This is a genomic window from Bartonella sp. AP40SXNS, from assembly GCF_042195825.1.
Lineage (GTDB): Bacteria > Pseudomonadota > Alphaproteobacteria > Rhizobiales > Rhizobiaceae > Bartonella.
Window position 1 is genome coordinate 24,513 of the sequence record NZ_JBHIPB010000007.1, and the last position, 16,712, is coordinate 41,224.

General features: G+C 37.2%; 14 protein-coding genes. 11 read left to right on the top strand and 3 right to left on the bottom strand.

The window, feature by feature from the left end; translation table 11 throughout:
- The first annotated feature begins 19 nt into the window (after positions 1-19).
- Together ACFILZ_RS06050 and ACFILZ_RS06055 are read left to right on the top strand one after the other, a co-directional pair.
- Positions 20-910 carry a UTP--glucose-1-phosphate uridylyltransferase gene (locus ACFILZ_RS06050; RefSeq protein ID WP_375606752.1) on the top strand — a complete coding sequence of 297 codons (891 nt, stop codon included), beginning with the start codon at positions 20-22 and terminating at the stop codon, positions 908-910.
- Positions 911-949: 39 nt separating this feature from the next.
- A complete protein-coding gene (locus ACFILZ_RS06055; RefSeq protein ID WP_375610564.1) occupies positions 950-1,942 on the top strand; it encodes an SIS domain-containing protein in 993 nt (330 codons plus the stop codon).
- 277 nt (positions 1,943-2,219) lie between these two features.
- Here ACFILZ_RS06055 and ACFILZ_RS06060 read toward each other — a convergent pair whose 3' ends face one another.
- Positions 2,220-2,579: a hypothetical protein gene (locus ACFILZ_RS06060; RefSeq protein WP_375610563.1), complete on the bottom strand. Its 360-nt coding sequence runs from the start codon at positions 2,577-2,579 to the stop codon at positions 2,220-2,222.
- A 253-nt stretch (positions 2,580-2,832) separates the two neighbouring features.
- Between ACFILZ_RS06060 and ACFILZ_RS06065 the strand changes: the two genes are divergently transcribed.
- From ACFILZ_RS06065 to guaB, 3 genes are all read left to right on the top strand, one after another.
- Positions 2,833-4,218, top strand: a complete 1,386-nt coding sequence (locus tag ACFILZ_RS06065) for a sigma-54-dependent transcriptional regulator (RefSeq protein ID WP_375606755.1) — start codon at positions 2,833-2,835, stop codon at positions 4,216-4,218.
- 414 nt (positions 4,219-4,632) lie between these two features.
- Positions 4,633-6,204, top strand: coding sequence for a phospholipase D family protein (locus tag ACFILZ_RS06070; protein WP_375606756.1), 1,572 nt, complete (start codon positions 4,633-4,635; stop codon positions 6,202-6,204).
- Positions 6,205-6,353: 149 nt separating this feature from the next.
- The gene (gene guaB / locus ACFILZ_RS06075; protein WP_375610562.1) at positions 6,354-7,853 is read left to right on the top strand and encodes an IMP dehydrogenase; all 1,500 of its coding nucleotides are present in this window, start codon (positions 6,354-6,356) and stop codon (positions 7,851-7,853) included.
- Between the two features lie 176 nt (positions 7,854-8,029).
- Here the strand turns inward: guaB and ACFILZ_RS06080 are convergent, their stop codons facing one another.
- On the bottom strand, positions 8,030-8,176 hold the full coding sequence (locus ACFILZ_RS06080; protein WP_273722522.1) for a hypothetical protein: 147 nt from the start codon (positions 8,174-8,176) through the stop codon (positions 8,030-8,032).
- 513 nt (positions 8,177-8,689) lie between these two features.
- On the opposite strand from ACFILZ_RS06080, the gene ACFILZ_RS06085 reads away from it, so the two are divergent.
- The 3 genes from ACFILZ_RS06085 (at position 8,690) to ACFILZ_RS06095 (ending at position 12,561) form a co-directional block, all read left to right on the top strand.
- Entirely contained in the window at positions 8,690-9,979 is a 1,290-nt protein-coding gene (locus ACFILZ_RS06085; RefSeq protein WP_375610561.1) for an RsmB/NOP family class I SAM-dependent RNA methyltransferase, read from the top strand.
- 132 nt (positions 9,980-10,111) lie between these two features.
- Positions 10,112-11,668, top strand: coding sequence for a glutamine-hydrolyzing GMP synthase (gene guaA / locus ACFILZ_RS06090; RefSeq protein ID WP_375610578.1), 1,557 nt, complete (start codon positions 10,112-10,114; stop codon positions 11,666-11,668).
- Positions 11,669-11,838: 170 nt separating this feature from the next.
- Positions 11,839-12,561, top strand: a complete 723-nt coding sequence (locus ACFILZ_RS06095; RefSeq protein ID WP_375610560.1) for a glycerophosphodiester phosphodiesterase — start codon at positions 11,839-11,841, stop codon at positions 12,559-12,561.
- A 271-nt stretch (positions 12,562-12,832) separates the two neighbouring features.
- On the opposite strand, the gene ACFILZ_RS06100 is transcribed toward ACFILZ_RS06095, so the two are convergent.
- Positions 12,833-13,120 carry a hypothetical protein gene (locus ACFILZ_RS06100; RefSeq protein ID WP_375682357.1) on the bottom strand — a complete coding sequence of 96 codons (288 nt, stop codon included), beginning with the start codon at positions 13,118-13,120 and terminating at the stop codon, positions 12,833-12,835.
- 414 nt (positions 13,121-13,534) lie between these two features.
- Between ACFILZ_RS06100 and ugpB the strand changes: the two genes are divergently transcribed.
- The 3 genes from ugpB (at position 13,535) to ugpE (ending at position 16,711) form a co-directional block, all read left to right on the top strand.
- Positions 13,535-14,869, top strand: a complete 1,335-nt coding sequence (gene ugpB / locus ACFILZ_RS06105; RefSeq protein WP_375610559.1) for a sn-glycerol-3-phosphate ABC transporter substrate-binding protein UgpB — start codon at positions 13,535-13,537, stop codon at positions 14,867-14,869.
- Between the two features lie 95 nt (positions 14,870-14,964).
- Positions 14,965-15,849, top strand: a complete 885-nt coding sequence (ugpA, locus tag ACFILZ_RS06110) for a sn-glycerol-3-phosphate ABC transporter permease UgpA (RefSeq protein ID WP_375606761.1) — start codon at positions 14,965-14,967, stop codon at positions 15,847-15,849.
- A gap of 10 nt (positions 15,850-15,859) precedes the next feature.
- The gene (ugpE, locus tag ACFILZ_RS06115) at positions 15,860-16,711 is read left to right on the top strand and encodes a sn-glycerol-3-phosphate ABC transporter permease UgpE (RefSeq protein ID WP_375606762.1); all 852 of its coding nucleotides are present in this window, start codon (positions 15,860-15,862) and stop codon (positions 16,709-16,711) included.
- Position 16,712: the final 1 nt, after the last annotated feature.

Consider the following 16,712-nt stretch of genomic DNA (forward strand, 5'->3'; position numbering starts at 1 on the left):
TTCATTGAGGAGGGTGAGTGTGCGTAAAATCCGGAAAGCAGTATTCCCAGTAGCAGGTCTTGGTACGCGTTTCCTTCCTGCAACAAAAACGATTCCTAAAGAAATGCTAACAGTTGTTGATAAACCTGTTATTCAATATGTTGTGGATGAGGCGAGGGAAGCTGGTATTGAGCATTTTATTTTTGTGACTGGACGCAACAAAGCAGTCATTGAGGATTATTTTGATGCGCAAGTTGAATTATACACGACACTTGCTGAATGTGGAAAGAAAGAAGATCTTGCGCATTTATATCGTTTACAGCCGTTGCCAGGGACAACGTCTTTTACACGGCAACAGCAACCTTTGGGACTAGGGCATGCTCTTTGGTGTGCACGTGAATTAGTTGCAGGGGAACCTTTTGCTTTGTTATTACCGGATATGTTGATACAAGCGAAAAAGGGCTGTCTTTCTGAAATGATGAGCCTTTATGAAAAAACAGGTGGGGGGAATATTATAGCAGTTCAGGAATGCGATCCTAGAGAAACACATAAATATGGTATTGTTGGGAAAGGCAAACAGATTGCAAATGGTTTTGAAATCACAAAAATGGTAGAGAAACCAGCACAAGGAACGGCACCATCAAATTTGTACATCAATGGACGTTATATTTTGCAGCCAGAAATTTTTAATATTCTTTCCACTCAAGAACGAGGAGCAGGAAATGAAATTCAATTAACAGATGCTATGATACGGCTTTCAAATGAGCAAGATTTTTGGGGGTTGCAAGTAAAAGGGCGCACTTTTGATTGCGGTTCTAAAGCTGGTTTTATTGAAGCCAACGTTGCATTTTCTTTAGCACGCGCTGATATGCACAGCCACGTTTCTGCTTCATTGAAAAATTTACTAGAAACCATTAATGTTGAAAAGTGATATAGATCTCTCACTTAATTTTATTGATCGAATTTGATTATGACAATACCGTCTCCTCGTATGGCTTTGCAAGGTGCAGTAGCATCAGCGCTTAAAACACTTGCTAGTGAAAAGCAGGGGCTTGAAGCTCTTGAAAAAGCTCTTCTGGAAAGTCTTTCTTCTTCTTTTGAAGCGGTTGTTCAAACTATTAGAAATGCGCGTGGACATGTGGTCATTACTGGTCTTGGAAAAAGTGGTCATATAGGGACAAAAATTGCAGCAACCTTAGCCTCAACTGGAACACCTGCCTTTTTTGTTCACGCTGCAGAAGCCAATCATGGTGACCTTGGTATGATTGGCTCTGATGACGTTATTCTTGCTTTATCATGGTCTGGTGAAACTCAAGAGTTAAGTGGTATTATGAGCTATGCTGCACGTTTTCGTATCCCTCTTATTGCAATGACATCAAATGAGCATTCTGTGTTAGGACGACAAGCTGATATTGTGCTATTATTACCAAAGATAGAAGAGGCTTGCCCCCATGGTTTAGCCCCTACAACTTCAACAATTATGCAATTGGCAATGGGAGATGCATTAGCGGTTTCTCTTTTAGAAATGCGTGGTTTTACCGCAACGGATTTCAAAATATATCATCCTGGTGGTTCTCTTGGTGCAAGCCTTAAATACGTGTGTGATATTATGCATGAGGGTGATAGTATTCCTCTGGTTATGCAGGGAACAGCTATGACTGAAGCGATGAATGTTTTGGTGGAAAAACATTTTGGTTGTGTTGGTGTTGTGAATCAAGAAGGTGAACTAATCGGAATTGTAACTGATGGCGATCTTGCACGTAACATTCATTTTAATTTATCAAAATTTAATGTTGACGAGGTGATGACCAAAGCTCCTAAAGTTGTAAAGCCAAATACACTTGTTGGTGCAGCAACAGCTTTTATTAATGATCATCAGATTGGTGCATTTTTCGTGGTTGAAGATAAAAAACCGATAGGAATTGTTCATTTTCATGATCTTTTGCGCATTGGCGCTGCTTAGATTAAGGTTCCCTATCAAATAAATGTTATTTTAGGTTAAAATAGATTGAATGATACAAAGTTACAATTTTATTGTGAGGTGGCCTTACTGATATTTTGTGGAAGAAAATGAATGTTTTACGCATTTCATAATGTTTAGAAAACTCTACGGATAGAGATTGTATCAGTTTCTTTACGTATTTGAGAGAAGATTCTCTGTCAGGAGGAGAAAGGAACACCTCCTGCTTAATGTATGTATTTTGTCTATCTTATAAGAAAAACTCTATTTTATATTTTGTCTAAGATTTTCGTTTAAGAAAAAATTGTGCTCCTGTAGGTGAGGTGCAGAGAAGTTGTGTGGAGTCATATGACATTGTACAATTGACTCTAGAGATTGTTCCACGAAGAATAGAGCGTATTTCAATTTCTATATTTTGAGCATTGAGATAATTATATGCTCCTTCTGATAGCTTTTCTTCTGTATCTGCTGCATGTGTTTCAAAAACACCATTGTGGAAGGAGGAAATAATACCATTCTCATCAACCCATTTTCCATCAATTCCTGTTGGCATATTTGAGTTATAATATCGCGAAAAGTTACAGGCACTTAACAGCAAGGCGGTAATTGTAAGACATAAAATATGATAGGTATGTTTCATTTATTGCACTCTATTTAGATTATTTTGCTCTCTAGTTTCTATAACATTATTAAATTATCCCATGAGTCAATATGAAAAATTTGATGAAAATCAATGAAAAAGCAAAAAAATGGAAAAAAATGCCTTAATGTTGTATTTAATTGACAGCTTGATGAAGTTCGTAAGTGAAACACAAGAGGTAAAATATTTCTTATGGTTTACAACAATTTTTATATTAAGCTGCTGAGTAGTCTCAAAGGAGATTATTGACATTATGGTTGGTCCCATTCTTGTTGCGAGTGAAGATTATGGAAGACGTATAGAACTTTCTTCTATGCTGCGAGGTTTTGGTTATCGTGTCATTGAAGCAGAAAATGGTCTCCGTACGATTGATCTTTTACACAGGCGTAAAAACATTGTGCTCGCACTCCTTGATGTCGTTATGAGTGATTTGAGTGTGAGCGATTTGATTAAAATGATTAGAGTTGCTGGTGTTTCTGTTCCTATTGTTGTTATAGCACAACAAGAGAATCAGCATTTACTCCAGAAAGCTTTAACAGCTGGAGCTATTGATTATTGGATCCATCCAGTAACATTATTACGCGTAAGAGTTACTTTGGATATCCTTGCTCTTATTTCTGCCTTGGAGCATGAGGTTCGAGATATTCGGCGAAAAAAAGAGAATCATTTACGGTTTTCTGATCTTTGCGTAAAAAGTAGGGCTATGCAGATAGTGTTAGAACAATCGAGACAAGCAGCAACTTCTTTACAGAATCTTTTGATAGAGGGGGAAGCTGGAACAGGACGTGAGACTTTAGCTCGGATTATTCATCATGAGGGATTATTCTCGGAGGGTGTTTTTATTCGCTTTCAATGTTCAGCTATCGTTGATCCAGAAGAAGAAAATCAGCAGTGGTTTAAAGAATTCCTGCCATTGGTTTCTTCTCTTGAAAAAGGGACACTTTGCCTTTGTGATATTGATCGACTTGAGCCCATACAGCAAAAACGGTTTGCTCATTACCTTAAAGAAAGGGAAAGGGATACAAAAGGAGATTTTTTTCCTTTTCGGATCATTGCTATTTCAACATCACGTTTAAAGGATTTGGTTAATGAGAACTTTTTTTTGCATAGTTTGTTTGAACAATTTTCTCATTTGTCTATTAGCGTCCCTGCTTTACGAGAATTAAGGGATGATTTTCCAGAGATCACACAACGTTTGATTGATCGCATTATTACAGAAACAGGGCGATCACATGTCCATGGTTTAGCAGGCTCTGCTCTTTCCTTGCTTATGCAGTATGATTGGCCTGGCAATAGAAATGAGCTTGAAACCTTTTTATTTCGTGCGATTTTACTCAGTGAAGGACCGTTATTAACGGTTCGAGATTTTCCGCAATTAATGGGAAATTCATTAATGAATGTTCCCAATATCATTGAGGGTAATATGCAAGAAGATGATGAACAAGAATCGATAAAATTTTTGAATACTGATGGGCATGTGCGTACTTTTGCAGAGATGGAACATGATATTATCGAGAAAGCGGTTAAACATTATAAAGGACATATGAGTGAGATTGCACGCCGCCTTCATATTGGTCGCTCTACACTTTATAGAAAAATGGAAGAATTGAGAGCAATAAGAAATCAAGAACGAAAGTAAAATTCATAACAAATTTCTTCTCATGACAAGCATGAGTTTCAAAAAAATAGAGTGGATTTTGATAAATTTCGTGGGGGGAATCTTAAGAAAACAATCATTTATTGTAAAATTTATCTATAGAGGATGATTTTGTAGATTTAAATCAAATATAAATTTTATGTGACTATTTTAATCGTTTGTTTCAATTTATACAGTTTTGGTTAAATTTGCATTTATTAAAACTATTAAAACAGAGAAGCATTTTTAAAAACTTTTAAATACTACCGCTAAAATTTTTGTATCATCAATATTAAATTTATACTCTCTTAAGCAAGAGGTGGCATTTTATCTGCTATACGATTAAGATGAAGTGAATTAGTGTTATCGTTTGCATTACTGATGATGTGATAGTTTAAAATAGAAAGTTTGCCCTCTTTGACTCTTTTACAGATTATTATTGGTTTTGTCCTCTTTTTTTTTATTGCATCTATGTTGGCAATCTACACTTATGGGCGTTTTGTGAAAAATGCTAGGGGGCAATGTTCTTATGCGTTACCTATTCAGAAAGATGAAACTAAGCTTGATCGTATCGTCAGTCAATTAGCTGAGGAAGAAAATGGATTGGGGATTGATAAAGATGCCCTTTCCCTCATTATCAGCAATTTGGATGCGTTTTGTGTTCGTGCAATAGGAGCCGCAGAGGCTGGGCGTAGCCTTGATCTGATGTATTATATTTGGGACGATGATTTAACGGGACGCCTATTATTAAGTGAAATAGTTGAAGCAGCTGATCGGGGGGTTCGGGTACGGCTTCTTTTGGATGATATTAATGCTCAGTCACGTGATCCAGCTTATATTGCGCTAGATAAACATCCTCATATTGAGGTGAGAATGTTTAATCCAGGGCGATCGCGTCAAGGTGGTTTACGCCGTGGTTTAGAAATTATATTACGGGCAATTACTGTAACACGTAGAATGCATAATAAAGCTTTTATCATTGATGGTAGGGTTGCTTTTGTCGGAGGGCGTAATCTTGCAGATTCTTATTTTGATGCTGGTAAAGAATCTCATTTTCGAGATTTAGATTTGATGTTAATCGGTCCCTCTGTTAAAAAGGTGGAAAGTATCTTTGATGATTTTTGGAATAGTGCTGTTGTTTTGCCAATTCATACTTTGGTTGTTCCTAAAAGCGCAAGTGATCTTAGCTATTGGAGAGATAAATTACGAAAATTTCGGGATTCCAAGGTTGCAAAGGTTTATTTAGATTATGTCAAAGAACACATTAACTTTAGTTGTTTTATCCAAACAGGAAAGCGGTTATTTTTAGCAGATAAAGTTGTTGTTCTTTCTGATCCTCCAGAAAAAGCATTGCGTAAAAAAGCAAGTAATTGGCTTATGAAGGCACTTTCAAAGGTTATTGGAAATGCCAAAAAAACGGTTCAGATTACGTCTCCTTATTTTGTTCCTGGTAAGGTTGGCACGCAGAATTTTAGTAATTTGGTTTCAAAGGGTGTTAATGTCAAAATTCTGACAAATTCTTTAGCCGCTACTGATGTAGCTTTAGTGCATGGTGGTTATGTCCCGTATCGTAAGGCATTGTTGAAAAGTGGTGTTAATCTTTATGAATTAAAAGCGGAAGGCAATACTCATGGGTTGCGATTGTTTCGATCGAGTAAGGCAAGTTTACATGCAAAAGCTTTTTTAATTGATCATAAAACAGCTTTTATTGGATCTTTAAATTTTGATCCAAGATCAGCATCATTAAATACAGAAATGGGCATTCTTTTTGAATGTGCTCCCATTACAGAAAGATTAGATTTGTTGTTTTCTGAAGAAACCACAGGGGAAATGAGCTATCATCTGCGTCTTGGTGATAATAATCGTATTTATTGGGATTTTATTGAAAATGAAAAAAAATATAGCATTGACTATGAGCCAGAAAGCAATTTTTGGCGTCGCGCATTTGCAAAAATAATAAGTTGGTTACCTATTGAATCACAATTGTAAATCTTTATAAACCACACTTAAAAAAAATATTTATTTTTCTTTTCATTTTGTTTGTAGCATGGCATAATTTTTTGCCAATCTACCATGTATGAGAACCGCAGTTGTAGTTTAAAGCTTCTTGCGGTGTTTTATTATAAAAGGAATTTGATATGGCAAAGATTGTTGAAACGGGGACAGGTGCATTGGCACTAACTTTTGATGATGTACTTTTACAACCCGGTCATTCTCTTGTTATGCCTAGTCAAGTGGATCTCAGTACGCGCATTGCAGCGGATATTAAGCTCAATTTGCCATTGCTTTCTGCGGCAATGGATACGGTAACAGAATCGCGTTTGGCAATTGCTATGGCTCAAGCTGGTGGTCTTGGGGTTATTCATCGTAATATGTCTCCTGCAGAGCAGGCAGAAGAAGTTCGCCAAGTAAAAAAGTTTGAATCTGGTATGGTTGTTAATCCAGTCACAATTGGACCAGATTCAACACTTGAAGAAGCAAAATCTTTGATGCGCTCTCATGGTATTTCCGGTATTCCGGTTGTTGAAAATGGTGCTAAAGGTGAAACTGCTGGACGGCTTGTTGGCATTTTAACCAATAGGGATGTGCGTTTTGCATCGGATCCCAAACAAAAAATTTATGAATTAATGACGCATGAAAATTTAATTACAGTGCGTGAAAATGTTCAACTCAATGAAGCGAAGTATCTTTTACACCATCATCGTATTGAAAAATTATTAGTTGTGGATGAACAGAATCGCTGTGTCGGACTGATAACAGTTAAGGATATCGAAAAAGCGAAATTAAATCCGAATGCTGCTAAAGATTCTCAAGGGCGCTTGCGTGCTGCAGCGGCTAGTAGTGTTGGGAATGATGGGATTGAGCGTGCTGAACGTCTCATTGACGCAGGCGTTGATGTTCTGGTCATTGATACAGCACATGGACATTCTCAACGTGTGTTAGAAACTGTTGAACGAATTAAAAAGATGACTTCCTCTCCAGCTGTTATTGCTGGGAATGTGGCGACTGCTCAAGCAACGCAGGCATTGATTGACAGTGGTGCAGATGCGATAAAAGTTGGAATTGGTCCTGGCTCTATTTGCACAACGCGTATAGTTGCTGGTGTCGGAGTACCTCAACTTGCAGCCATTATGAATGCTGCAGAAGCTGCTGAAAAAGCGGACATTCCCATAATTGCAGATGGTGGGATCAAAGCTTCGGGTGATTTTGCTAAAGCTTTAGCGGGTGGGGCTTGTGCAGCGATGATTGGTTCTCTTTTAGCAGGTACAGAAGAAAGTCCTGGAGAAGTTTATCTTTATCAAGGTCGATCTTTTAAAGCCTATCGCGGTATGGGATCTGTTGGTGCTATGGCACGAGGATCGGCTGATCGCTATTTTCAAGATGACGTTCGTGATGAACTTAAGTTGGTTCCTGAAGGTGTGGAGGGGCAGGTGGCTTATAAAGGTCCTATAGCATCAGTTCTACATCAGCTTGCTGGTGGACTTCGCGCTTCGATGGGGTATGTTGGGGCAAAAGATCTCGTAGAGTTTCGTGAAAAAGCAACGTTTGTTCGTATTACGAATGCAGGACTCCATGAAAGTCATACGCATGATGTTTCTATCACTCGGGAGAGTCCAAACTATCGTGGGCCTGTTTGAAGAAATAAGAGTCTAGCATCATATTGCATAAATATAAAATCTTCCGAGAACAAAAAAGAGAGGCTGTTCTTCTTTCTGTTTGTGATTTGGAATAAAATCCTAAAAGGAAAGAATTAGAGACTAAAACTCTAATTCTTTCTTCTAGACTATGTGAAATAAGTTATATACAATTAGAATTAACTTTTTGTTGTCTTCCGTCCAGTCTTTGACGCACGTTGGCGAGTGTTTGTCTGATCACTTTGGACGGATTTCTTTCCGTTGTTTGAGGGCATTGTATTATGACGGCTTTTAGATGAAGTTGTTTTTCCATTATTATAAGTCATTATTTTCTCCTTTTAAATTTCCTGGCAGTTGCCAGTAGAGTAAAAACGGTCATGCCAAATAGTGGTTCCAAGCATTTTCTAAAAAGTTAATTTTTTGATGAGCGTCAGATGAACTTGTTTAATTTTATGAAAATATTTTTTCTATTTTTTCAGAAGGATAGCCATCAAAAGATGGGAGGTATTTGCTTTTTCTGTTATTCAGATAATCTTCGTAAATTTTATTTTACACAATGATAGAGAGGTTGTTTTTTGCATAATGCATGGCGGAAATAAGTTCTTTATGGATGGCTACGTATCTTTTAGTATAAGAGGTAGAAGGATAAAAAGGAAATGGGCAAAGCGATAAAGGGAGAAATCTAGATACTCTAAATTGGGTTTTATAAAAAGTTTGATCAGATCATTTTAATATTGAATGTAGATTTTTATGGCTTTGAGAAGGTTTCATTGGCAAGAAGAAGATAATATTATTTTTTTAGATGATTTAAAATTTTATTATTTTAATGGGAGAAATGAATGCGATTAGGTGGGCGTTTGCAAGCAGCAATAGATGTTCTCACAGAGATAGAAATGAAGCATCGCCCAGTAGGAGAAACTTTAAAGGATTGGGGTCTTTCTCATCGCTTTGCTGGAGCAGGTGATCGCGCAGCTATTGGTACAATCGTTTATGATGTTTTAAGACGGCGCTATTCTTTACAATGGCGTATGGAGAGTGATGATATTCGGGCTATTGTTTTTGCTACCTTATTAGATACTGGAAAAATGACGTTGGAGCAAATTGATAGTACGTTAGAAGGAGATCGGTTTGCACCGCAGTTATTAGAGGATAAACAGCGCGAATCTTGGCAAAGGAGGCAATTAGTGGATGCGCCAGACTATATTCGTGGTGATATTCCCCGATGGTGTCAGGCACATCTGCGTCCTTTATTTGGCGATAATTGGATCACTGAAGCGGCTGCGTTAGCAACGCGTCCTTCTTTAGATTTACGGGTAAACAGCCTTAAGGCAACACCAGAGAAGGTGCTGAAAGAATTAGCAAAAAGAACTAAATCTCAAGCTCTATCATGGTTTCAGCAAGCTTTAAGAATAGCACCGATTGAAAAGTTCAACCGTCATCCCAATGTTCAAGTTGAACCAGCTTTTCAAAAAGGATACTTTGAAATACAGGATTTAGGATCTCAAATTGTTGCTCATCTTGTAGAAGCGCAAGAAAGCATGCAAGTATTGGATTATTGTGCAGGTGCTGGTGGCAAGACATTAGCTTTAGCTTCTGATATGAACAATCGTGGGCAAATTTATGCTTATGATTCTGATAAAGCACGCCTAGCTCCAATTTTTGATCGTCTTCGACGCGCTGGTGTTCGTAATGTCCAAGTACGAGTGCAGAAAGAAGAATTGAGGTCATTAACAGGTCAGATGGATAGAGTTCTAATAGATGCACCCTGTAGTGGGACAGGAACATGGCGTCGTCGTCCTGATGCGAAATGGCGTTTAACATTAGAACAGGTGAGACAGCGCCAAACAGAACAGAGGACTATTTTGAATGAATCTATAGTTTATCTTAAGCCAAATGGGCGCTTAGTCTATATTACCTGTTCTCTTTTTACAGATGAAAATGAGGAACAAATTTCCCATTTCCTTCAACAACATTCTCATTTTTATCCCATAGATATGCAGGCACTTTGGCAGCAACATTTTAGTTTTTCTCCTGTGCAACCGGTTTTTTCAAATTATGGACTTACTTTATCGCCTGCAACAACACAAACAGATGGTTTCTTTTTATCAGTGTTGCAAAAAAAACATTAATCCATATTTTTGCATTTTTTATCATAAATTTTATGAGAATAATCTTTTTCTTAAGAAAACAGGCTTGTGAAAAGAGAAAGATTGAATCATAAATCTCATTCGTTTTCTTTTACAATTGTTGATTGGTTTTCCATGAGCATATCACATCCAGACACTGTTCTTATTATTGACTTTGGTTCACAAGTTACACAACTTATTGCACGACGGGTGCGAGCAATGGGGGTATACTGTGAAATTGTTCCTTTTCAATTAGCTTTAGAAGCTACCAGACGGATCAATCCTAAAGCTATTGTTTTATCAGGGAGTCCTTATTCCGTTATGGATGAAAGTTCGCCGCGTGTTCCAATGGAAATTTTTGAGGCAGGTATTCCGATTCTTGGTATTTGCTATGGCGAACAAGTCATGTGTATTCAGCTTGGAGGAAAGGTTGAAGCTGGACATGAGCGTGAATTTGGGCGCGCTTTTTTGGAAGTACAAGAGAAGAGTGTACTTTTTGATGGAGTGTGGGAAAAAGGATCTTGTTATCAAGTATGGATGAGCCACGGTGACCGTGTGGCAGCTTTACCAGAAGGTTTTCGTGTCATAGGAACCTCAAAAGGAGCTCCCTATGCGGCTATTGCTGATGAGAAAAGGCATTTTTATGCGGTACAGTTTCATCCTGAAGTTATCCATACACCAGATGGTACAAAACTTTTGCAAAATTTTGTTCATAAGATCTCTGCTATTAAAGGTAATTGGTCAATGGCTTCTTATCGTGAGCAGGCAATTGCGACAATACGACAAACAGTTGGGAAAAATCGTGTGATTTGTGGTCTTTCAGGGGGAGTGGATTCATCTGTTGTAGCGGTACTCCTTCATGAAGCCATAGGAGATCAACTGACATGTATTTTGGTAGACCATGGGCTGATGCGCAAGAATGAAGCTGAAGAAGTTCTCACGCTCTTTCGTGATCACTATAATATAGAGCTTATTCACGTTAATGCTGCTGATGTGTTTCTTAATGCTTTAAAAGGTGAGACAGATCCAGAAAAAAAACGCAAAACAATTGGTCGCCTTTTTATTGAAGTTTTTGAAGAAGAAACGAAAAAAATAGGAGGTGCAGAGTTTTTAGCACAAGGAACACTTTATCCAGATGTCATTGAGAGTGTGTCTGCTATTGGTGAAACGGTAACCATTAAAAGCCATCATAATGTGGGTGGACTACCAGAACAGATGAAGATGAAACTTGTAGAACCGTTGCGTGAGCTCTTTAAGGATGAGGTTCGCTCGCTAGGGCGAGAGTTAGGGCTACCGGAGCAGTTTATTGGTCGCCATCCTTTTCCAGGTCCCGGCCTTGCAATTCGGTGTCCAGGTGCTGTAACACGTGAAAAATTAGAAATTTTACGCGAAGCAGATGCTATTTATCTTGAGGAAATCCGTAAGGCCGGACTTTATGATGAAATTTGGCAAGCTTTTGCTGTTCTTCTTCCAGTTCAAACTGTTGGTGTTATGGGGGATGATCGCACTTATGAATTTGTTTGTGCTCTTCGCGCTGTCACATCTGTAGATGGAATGACCGCTGATTTTTATCCCTATGATATGGCATTTTTAAGTAAGACAGCAGCACGTATTATTAATGAAGTTAGAGGAATTAATCGTGTTGTGTATGATGTAACCTCAAAGCCTCCTGGTACCATTGAATGGGAATAATTGAAATGAAGGATAAGCCTTTTTCAGAATAAAATATGACTGAGGGTTTGATATTCAGAAAAATGTAGAAAAAATATTTAAAAATTATTGTGCATTTTCATGTTGATATAAGTCTTTATCTGAAAATCTGTACGTCAATATATTGAAAAGTGAGAAGTATGAAATTTTGCATGTCTGAGAAAAAAATTGTTGCACACCGTGGAGGAGCTCATCTTTATCCTGAAAATACCCTTTCGGCATTTAATAATGCTATAGCGTTAGGTGTTGATGAAGTTGAATGCGACGTTCATTTGCTAAAAAGCGGTGAGGTGGTTGTCTTTCACGATTTTCATCTAGACCAATTGGTTGGCAAAAAGGGATATATTCACGACATTGATAATGAAACACGCAAACAACTCTGCGTGAAAGGTAGCCGAGAAGCACCTCCTTTATTAGAAGAGGTGCTTGATCTTCTAGCACCAACGAATGTTGCGTTACATATTGAAATCAAAACATGTGGTGAAGTGGAGCGTGAAATAATATTATCTCAAAAAGCGCTTGCGCTCATAAAAAGCCGCAATTTAACAGAACGGGTTTCTGCAATTAGTTTTGATCCTTTAGTTCTTCGTCCTTTTATTGAGGCAGGAATACCATCTGGTCCATGTGTTGATAATTTTGAAGGTGATATGCACCGTCATTTTTCTGAATGGAAACAATTGGGGTATACTGATCTAAGTTTAAATGGCTCTATTGTTACACAGGATTTTATTGAATCAGCTCTTGAGGCTGATTTTATTGTAGGGGTATGGACAATTAATGGAAAAGCTCGGTTATCACATTGGCTTGATATGCCTGTACATTATATTACGACAGATCAACCTGATCTTGCATTGACATTGCGAGCACAAAGGTAAAAAATATATACCTTATAAAAGAAATCCTTGTACGCTTCATAAAGCGAGCTTAATGGAAGAAAACAAGAAATATTTTTTTACACGTAACAATAACACATTAATTTATAATGATAATTAATAGTTTTTCATGTTGAATGAGAATTCTTAACATATAAGTTTTTTTCATTTCAAATCTTTTTACAATGGATCAATCAAAATCATTCACTTGCACATTACAAGTAGGCTTGGTGTGTGGATAAATATCTCGTGAGAAAAGAATAAAAATTTTCATTTAAACACTCTCAAATGCAAGACTTGTTGAAGCATGAGGGTTCATAGAGTGGTGCTGTTTTTCACTTTTTGAAGCATAAGAATGATGGCGTGCAAAAAGTTTTATACACTTTAGTGGAGGGACTTTAATATTCCATTTTATAGAAGCTATCATGAGATATAGATGTATTGAAAGATTTTTTAACAGCATGAAAATTTTGTAAGACAATGCCGTTTTGTTTTGCATGAAGGGCATGACCCCATTGTCAGGGAAGGAGGCCATTAAATACTTTAAAATAATTTTCTTCATTTTAAGAAAAAATCTATTTATCTCTTTGTTCAATGTAGTATCAACACCGTTTTAAGGCATAAATCGAAAGTTATAAGACAAATAACAAAATAATAAACAACTCTTTTTTTAAAAAGTAAGTTCAAATATTACAATAGTCATTGAATAACATTTACGATCTATATCTTTTTACCTATTTCCTTGTTTATTTAAACCTTCTCATTTTTTTAAATATTTACAATCGAATGACTCATGAATACATAAGAAAGCTTATAAAAGAAAACGAATAAATCTAAACAAATTCATTTGACCTTTTGGTGGTTCCTGTTTAAATGAGCCAGCATATTTTTATAATAAAATCGGCATGGCATGTTCATGTGTGATACTATAAATTTAGGGGTAGTTTGTATTCCATCACTTCAGAAAGGGTGAACCATGAGTCGTTTTTATCTTTCCATAGTAGCTACGGTTGCTATCATAATAACAACAGCGGGAATAACAGAAGGTTTCGCGCAGACAAAAATTAGCTTTTGGCATTCTATGAGTGGTGAACTAGGAAAGGAAACTGAAAGTCTCATTAACGATTTTAATGCGAGTCAATCTGAATATAAAGTTATTCCTTCATATCGCGGTGAGTATGAAGAGGGTTTGATTTCACTCATTGCAGCATTTCGTGGAAAGAAACAGCCGGTGCTCGCTCAAATTTATGACGTTGGTACTGGAACTATGATGGCAGCAAAAGGCGCAATCTATCCATTTTATCAACTTATGGCTGATACAAAACAAGAGTTCGATCCTACAGATTATTTTCCTGCTATTAGTGGCTATTACTCCGATGAACAGGGGCGTATGGTTTCTATGCCATTCAATATTTCAACACCAATCCTTTATTATAACAAAGATATCTTTAAAAAAGCAGGGCTTGATCCAGAACAGCCTCCTAAAACGTGGCAAGATATAGAAGATTTTTCCAAAAAAATTATTGAGACTAAAGCGGCAACGTGTGGTTTTACAATGACTTATGCAGCTCAATGGATTGGTATAGAAAACTTTTCAGCGTTGCATAATGTTCCTTTTGGAACGAAGGAAAATGGCTTTAAAGGATTTGATTCAGAACTTACATTTAATGGACCTTTACAAGTGCGTATGTGGGCTGACTTGAAAAAGTGGTCTGATCAAGGTATTTTCCGCTATGGTGGTCCTGCTGGCGCATTAGATTCAACACCAATGTTTATGGCACAAAATTGTGCAATTTTAATGCAATCTTCAGGATCATATGCTGGAATTGTTTCTGAAGCTCAGTTTAATGTGGGGGTTGGTATGCTACCATACTATAAGGATGCAGAAGGAGCGCCGCAAAATTCAGTTATTGGGGGAGCTTCTATTTGGGTGTTTAAGGGACATACTCCAAAGGAATATGCAGGGGCAGCCGCTTTTCTTAAATTTCTTTCAAAAACAGAAAATCAAGCAAGGTGGCATCAAGAAACAGGTTATCTTCCAACCACAAAAGCGACTTATGAATTAAGCAAAAAACAACATTTCTATGAAAAAACGCCAGGTGCTGATATAGCTATTAAACAGATCAATCTTAATCCTCCAACAGTTAATTCGAAAGGTATAAGATTTGGTAATTTACCACAAATCCGTACTATTCTTGATCAAGAGTTGGAAGCTGTTCTTCGTGGTTCAAAAACACCGAAAGATGGTTTAGATGAAACCGTTAAACGTGGAAATAAACTCTTGCGTGAATTTGAAAAATCCAATCATTAATTTCGTTTTATTGTTAAACATTAAAGACTCAACAAAAATCGTTGAGTCCTTTTTGTTTATCTTTTTAAAGTCTCTACATTTAAAGAGCCCTACGAATGCAAGAAAAGCATGCATATTTTAAAAATAGTCTCCTTTCTTACGGGTTGCTTTTTCCTCAGCTCCTTGTGACTTTTTTGTTTTTCTTTTGGCCTGCTGCTCAGGCAATAAAATCATCCTTTGAACGCGAAGATCCTTTTGGCTTTACAACAACTTTTATTGGTCTTGAAAATTATATAACCGTTCTTTCTGATCCTACTTATCGGCAATCGCTTCTTACAACCGCAGTATTTTCCATCTCAGTTACTGTCGCTTCAATGACAATATCACTTCTCTTAGCTGTCTGTGTTGATCGTGTCATCCGTGCAAAAAAGGCTTATACAATGCTTTTGCTCTGGCCCTATGCTGTTGCTCCAGTATTGGCCGGTATATTATGGTTGTTTATCTTTCATCCCACTATTGGGATTATCCCTTTTCTTCTCGAAAAAATAGGGGTTTTATGGAATTATCGTATTAATGGCACTCAAGCGATGCTTCTTATTGTCATTGCGGCTAGCTGGAAACAGATTTCTTACAATTTTCTCTTTTTTCTTACAGGTCTTCAGTCTGTTCCGCGTTCTCAAATAGAAGCAGCCGCCATTGATGGTGCTGGTCCCTTTAAACGATTTTGGACTGTGATCTTCCCACAAATTTCACCAACAACGTTTTTCCTTCTTATTGTCAATGTCAATTATGTTATGTTTGATACTTTTGGTATTATTGATAATACAACTTCTGGAGGTCCTGCGCGTGCAACGAGCATCCTCGTCTATAAAGTATATGATGATGGCTTTAGAAATCAAATAATCGGTGCATCGGCAGCACAATCAACACTATTGATGTTGATGGTTATTGTCTTAACGTTTATCCAGTTTCGCTGGATTGAGCGCCGTGTACAATATTAGGAAACAAATTATGGTTGAAAATCGCCCTGTTTTGAAAGTTATAACCCATATAACGCTCATTGTTGGTATTATCATTATTTGCTTTCCAGTTTATGTTGCTATCATTGCATCAACTCATAGTTCAGCAGCATTTACCTCAGGAACACTTCCTCTTTTGCCTGGGAAATATGCTCTGGAAAATTATAAAACAATCTTTGGTGATGGCCTTGCACAGCTGGGTTTACCCAACCTCTGGCCACTTTTAATGAATTCATTCATTATGGCTCTTGGGATTAGTATTGGAAAAATTATTATTTCACTTTTGTCTGCTTATGCAATTATTTACATGCGCTTTCCCTTCCGAAAAACTGCTTTTGTTCTTATTTTTGTTACATTGATGCTCCCTGTCGAAGTTCGTATTCTTCCAACCTATGAGATTGTTGCAAAATTGGGGATGGTTAATACCTATAGTGGAATGATTATTCCACTTATTGCATCTGCAACCGCTACATTTTTATTTCGCCAGTTTTTTTTGACTGTTCCAGATGAACTCTTAGAGGCGGCACGTGTTGATGGTGCAGGTCCAGTTAAATTTTTTAAGGATATTCTTCTTCCTCTTAGTAAAAGTAATATCGCTGCTTTATTTATCATTATGTTCATTTATGGATGGATACAATATCTCTGGCCTCTTATCATCACAACGGATCAAAATCATCAAACGATCCTTATTATTTTAAAACAGCTTATTGTCGAATCACTTCAACATGATCCTCAATGGAATATACTCATGGCAGTATCGGTTGTTGCCATGGTTCCCCCTGTTCTTGTTGTTATCTTCATGCAGCGGCTTTTTATCAAAGGCCTTATTGAAACGGAGAAATAAT

Bases quoted from the DNA above. Each gene is read 5' to 3' on its own strand.
- ACFILZ_RS06055 (WP_375610564.1), top strand. From the start codon at position 950: ATGACAATACCGTCTCCTCGTATGGCTTTGCAAGGTGCAGTAGCATCA.
- ACFILZ_RS06060 (WP_375610563.1), bottom strand. From the start codon at position 2,579: ATGAAACATACCTATCATATTTTATGTCTTACAATTACCGCCTTGCTG.
- ACFILZ_RS06065 (WP_375606755.1), top strand. From the start codon at position 2,833: ATGGTTGGTCCCATTCTTGTTGCGAGTGAAGATTATGGAAGACGTATA.
- guaB (WP_375610562.1), top strand. From the start codon at position 6,354: ATGGCAAAGATTGTTGAAACGGGGACAGGTGCATTGGCACTAACTTTT.
- ACFILZ_RS06080 (WP_273722522.1), bottom strand. From the start codon at position 8,176: ATGACTTATAATAATGGAAAAACAACTTCATCTAAAAGCCGTCATAAT.
- ACFILZ_RS06085 (WP_375610561.1), top strand. From the start codon at position 8,690: ATGCGATTAGGTGGGCGTTTGCAAGCAGCAATAGATGTTCTCACAGAG.
- guaA (WP_375610578.1), top strand. From the start codon at position 10,112: ATGAGCATATCACATCCAGACACTGTTCTTATTATTGACTTTGGTTCA.
- ACFILZ_RS06095 (WP_375610560.1), top strand. From the start codon at position 11,839: ATGTCTGAGAAAAAAATTGTTGCACACCGTGGAGGAGCTCATCTTTAT.
- ACFILZ_RS06100 (WP_375682357.1), bottom strand. From the start codon at position 13,120: ATGAAGAAAATTATTTTAAAGTATTTAATGGCCTCCTTCCCTGACAAT.
- ugpB (WP_375610559.1), top strand. From the start codon at position 13,535: ATGAGTCGTTTTTATCTTTCCATAGTAGCTACGGTTGCTATCATAATA.
- ugpA (WP_375606761.1), top strand. From the start codon at position 14,965: ATGCAAGAAAAGCATGCATATTTTAAAAATAGTCTCCTTTCTTACGGG.
- ugpE (WP_375606762.1), top strand. From the start codon at position 15,860: ATGGTTGAAAATCGCCCTGTTTTGAAAGTTATAACCCATATAACGCTC.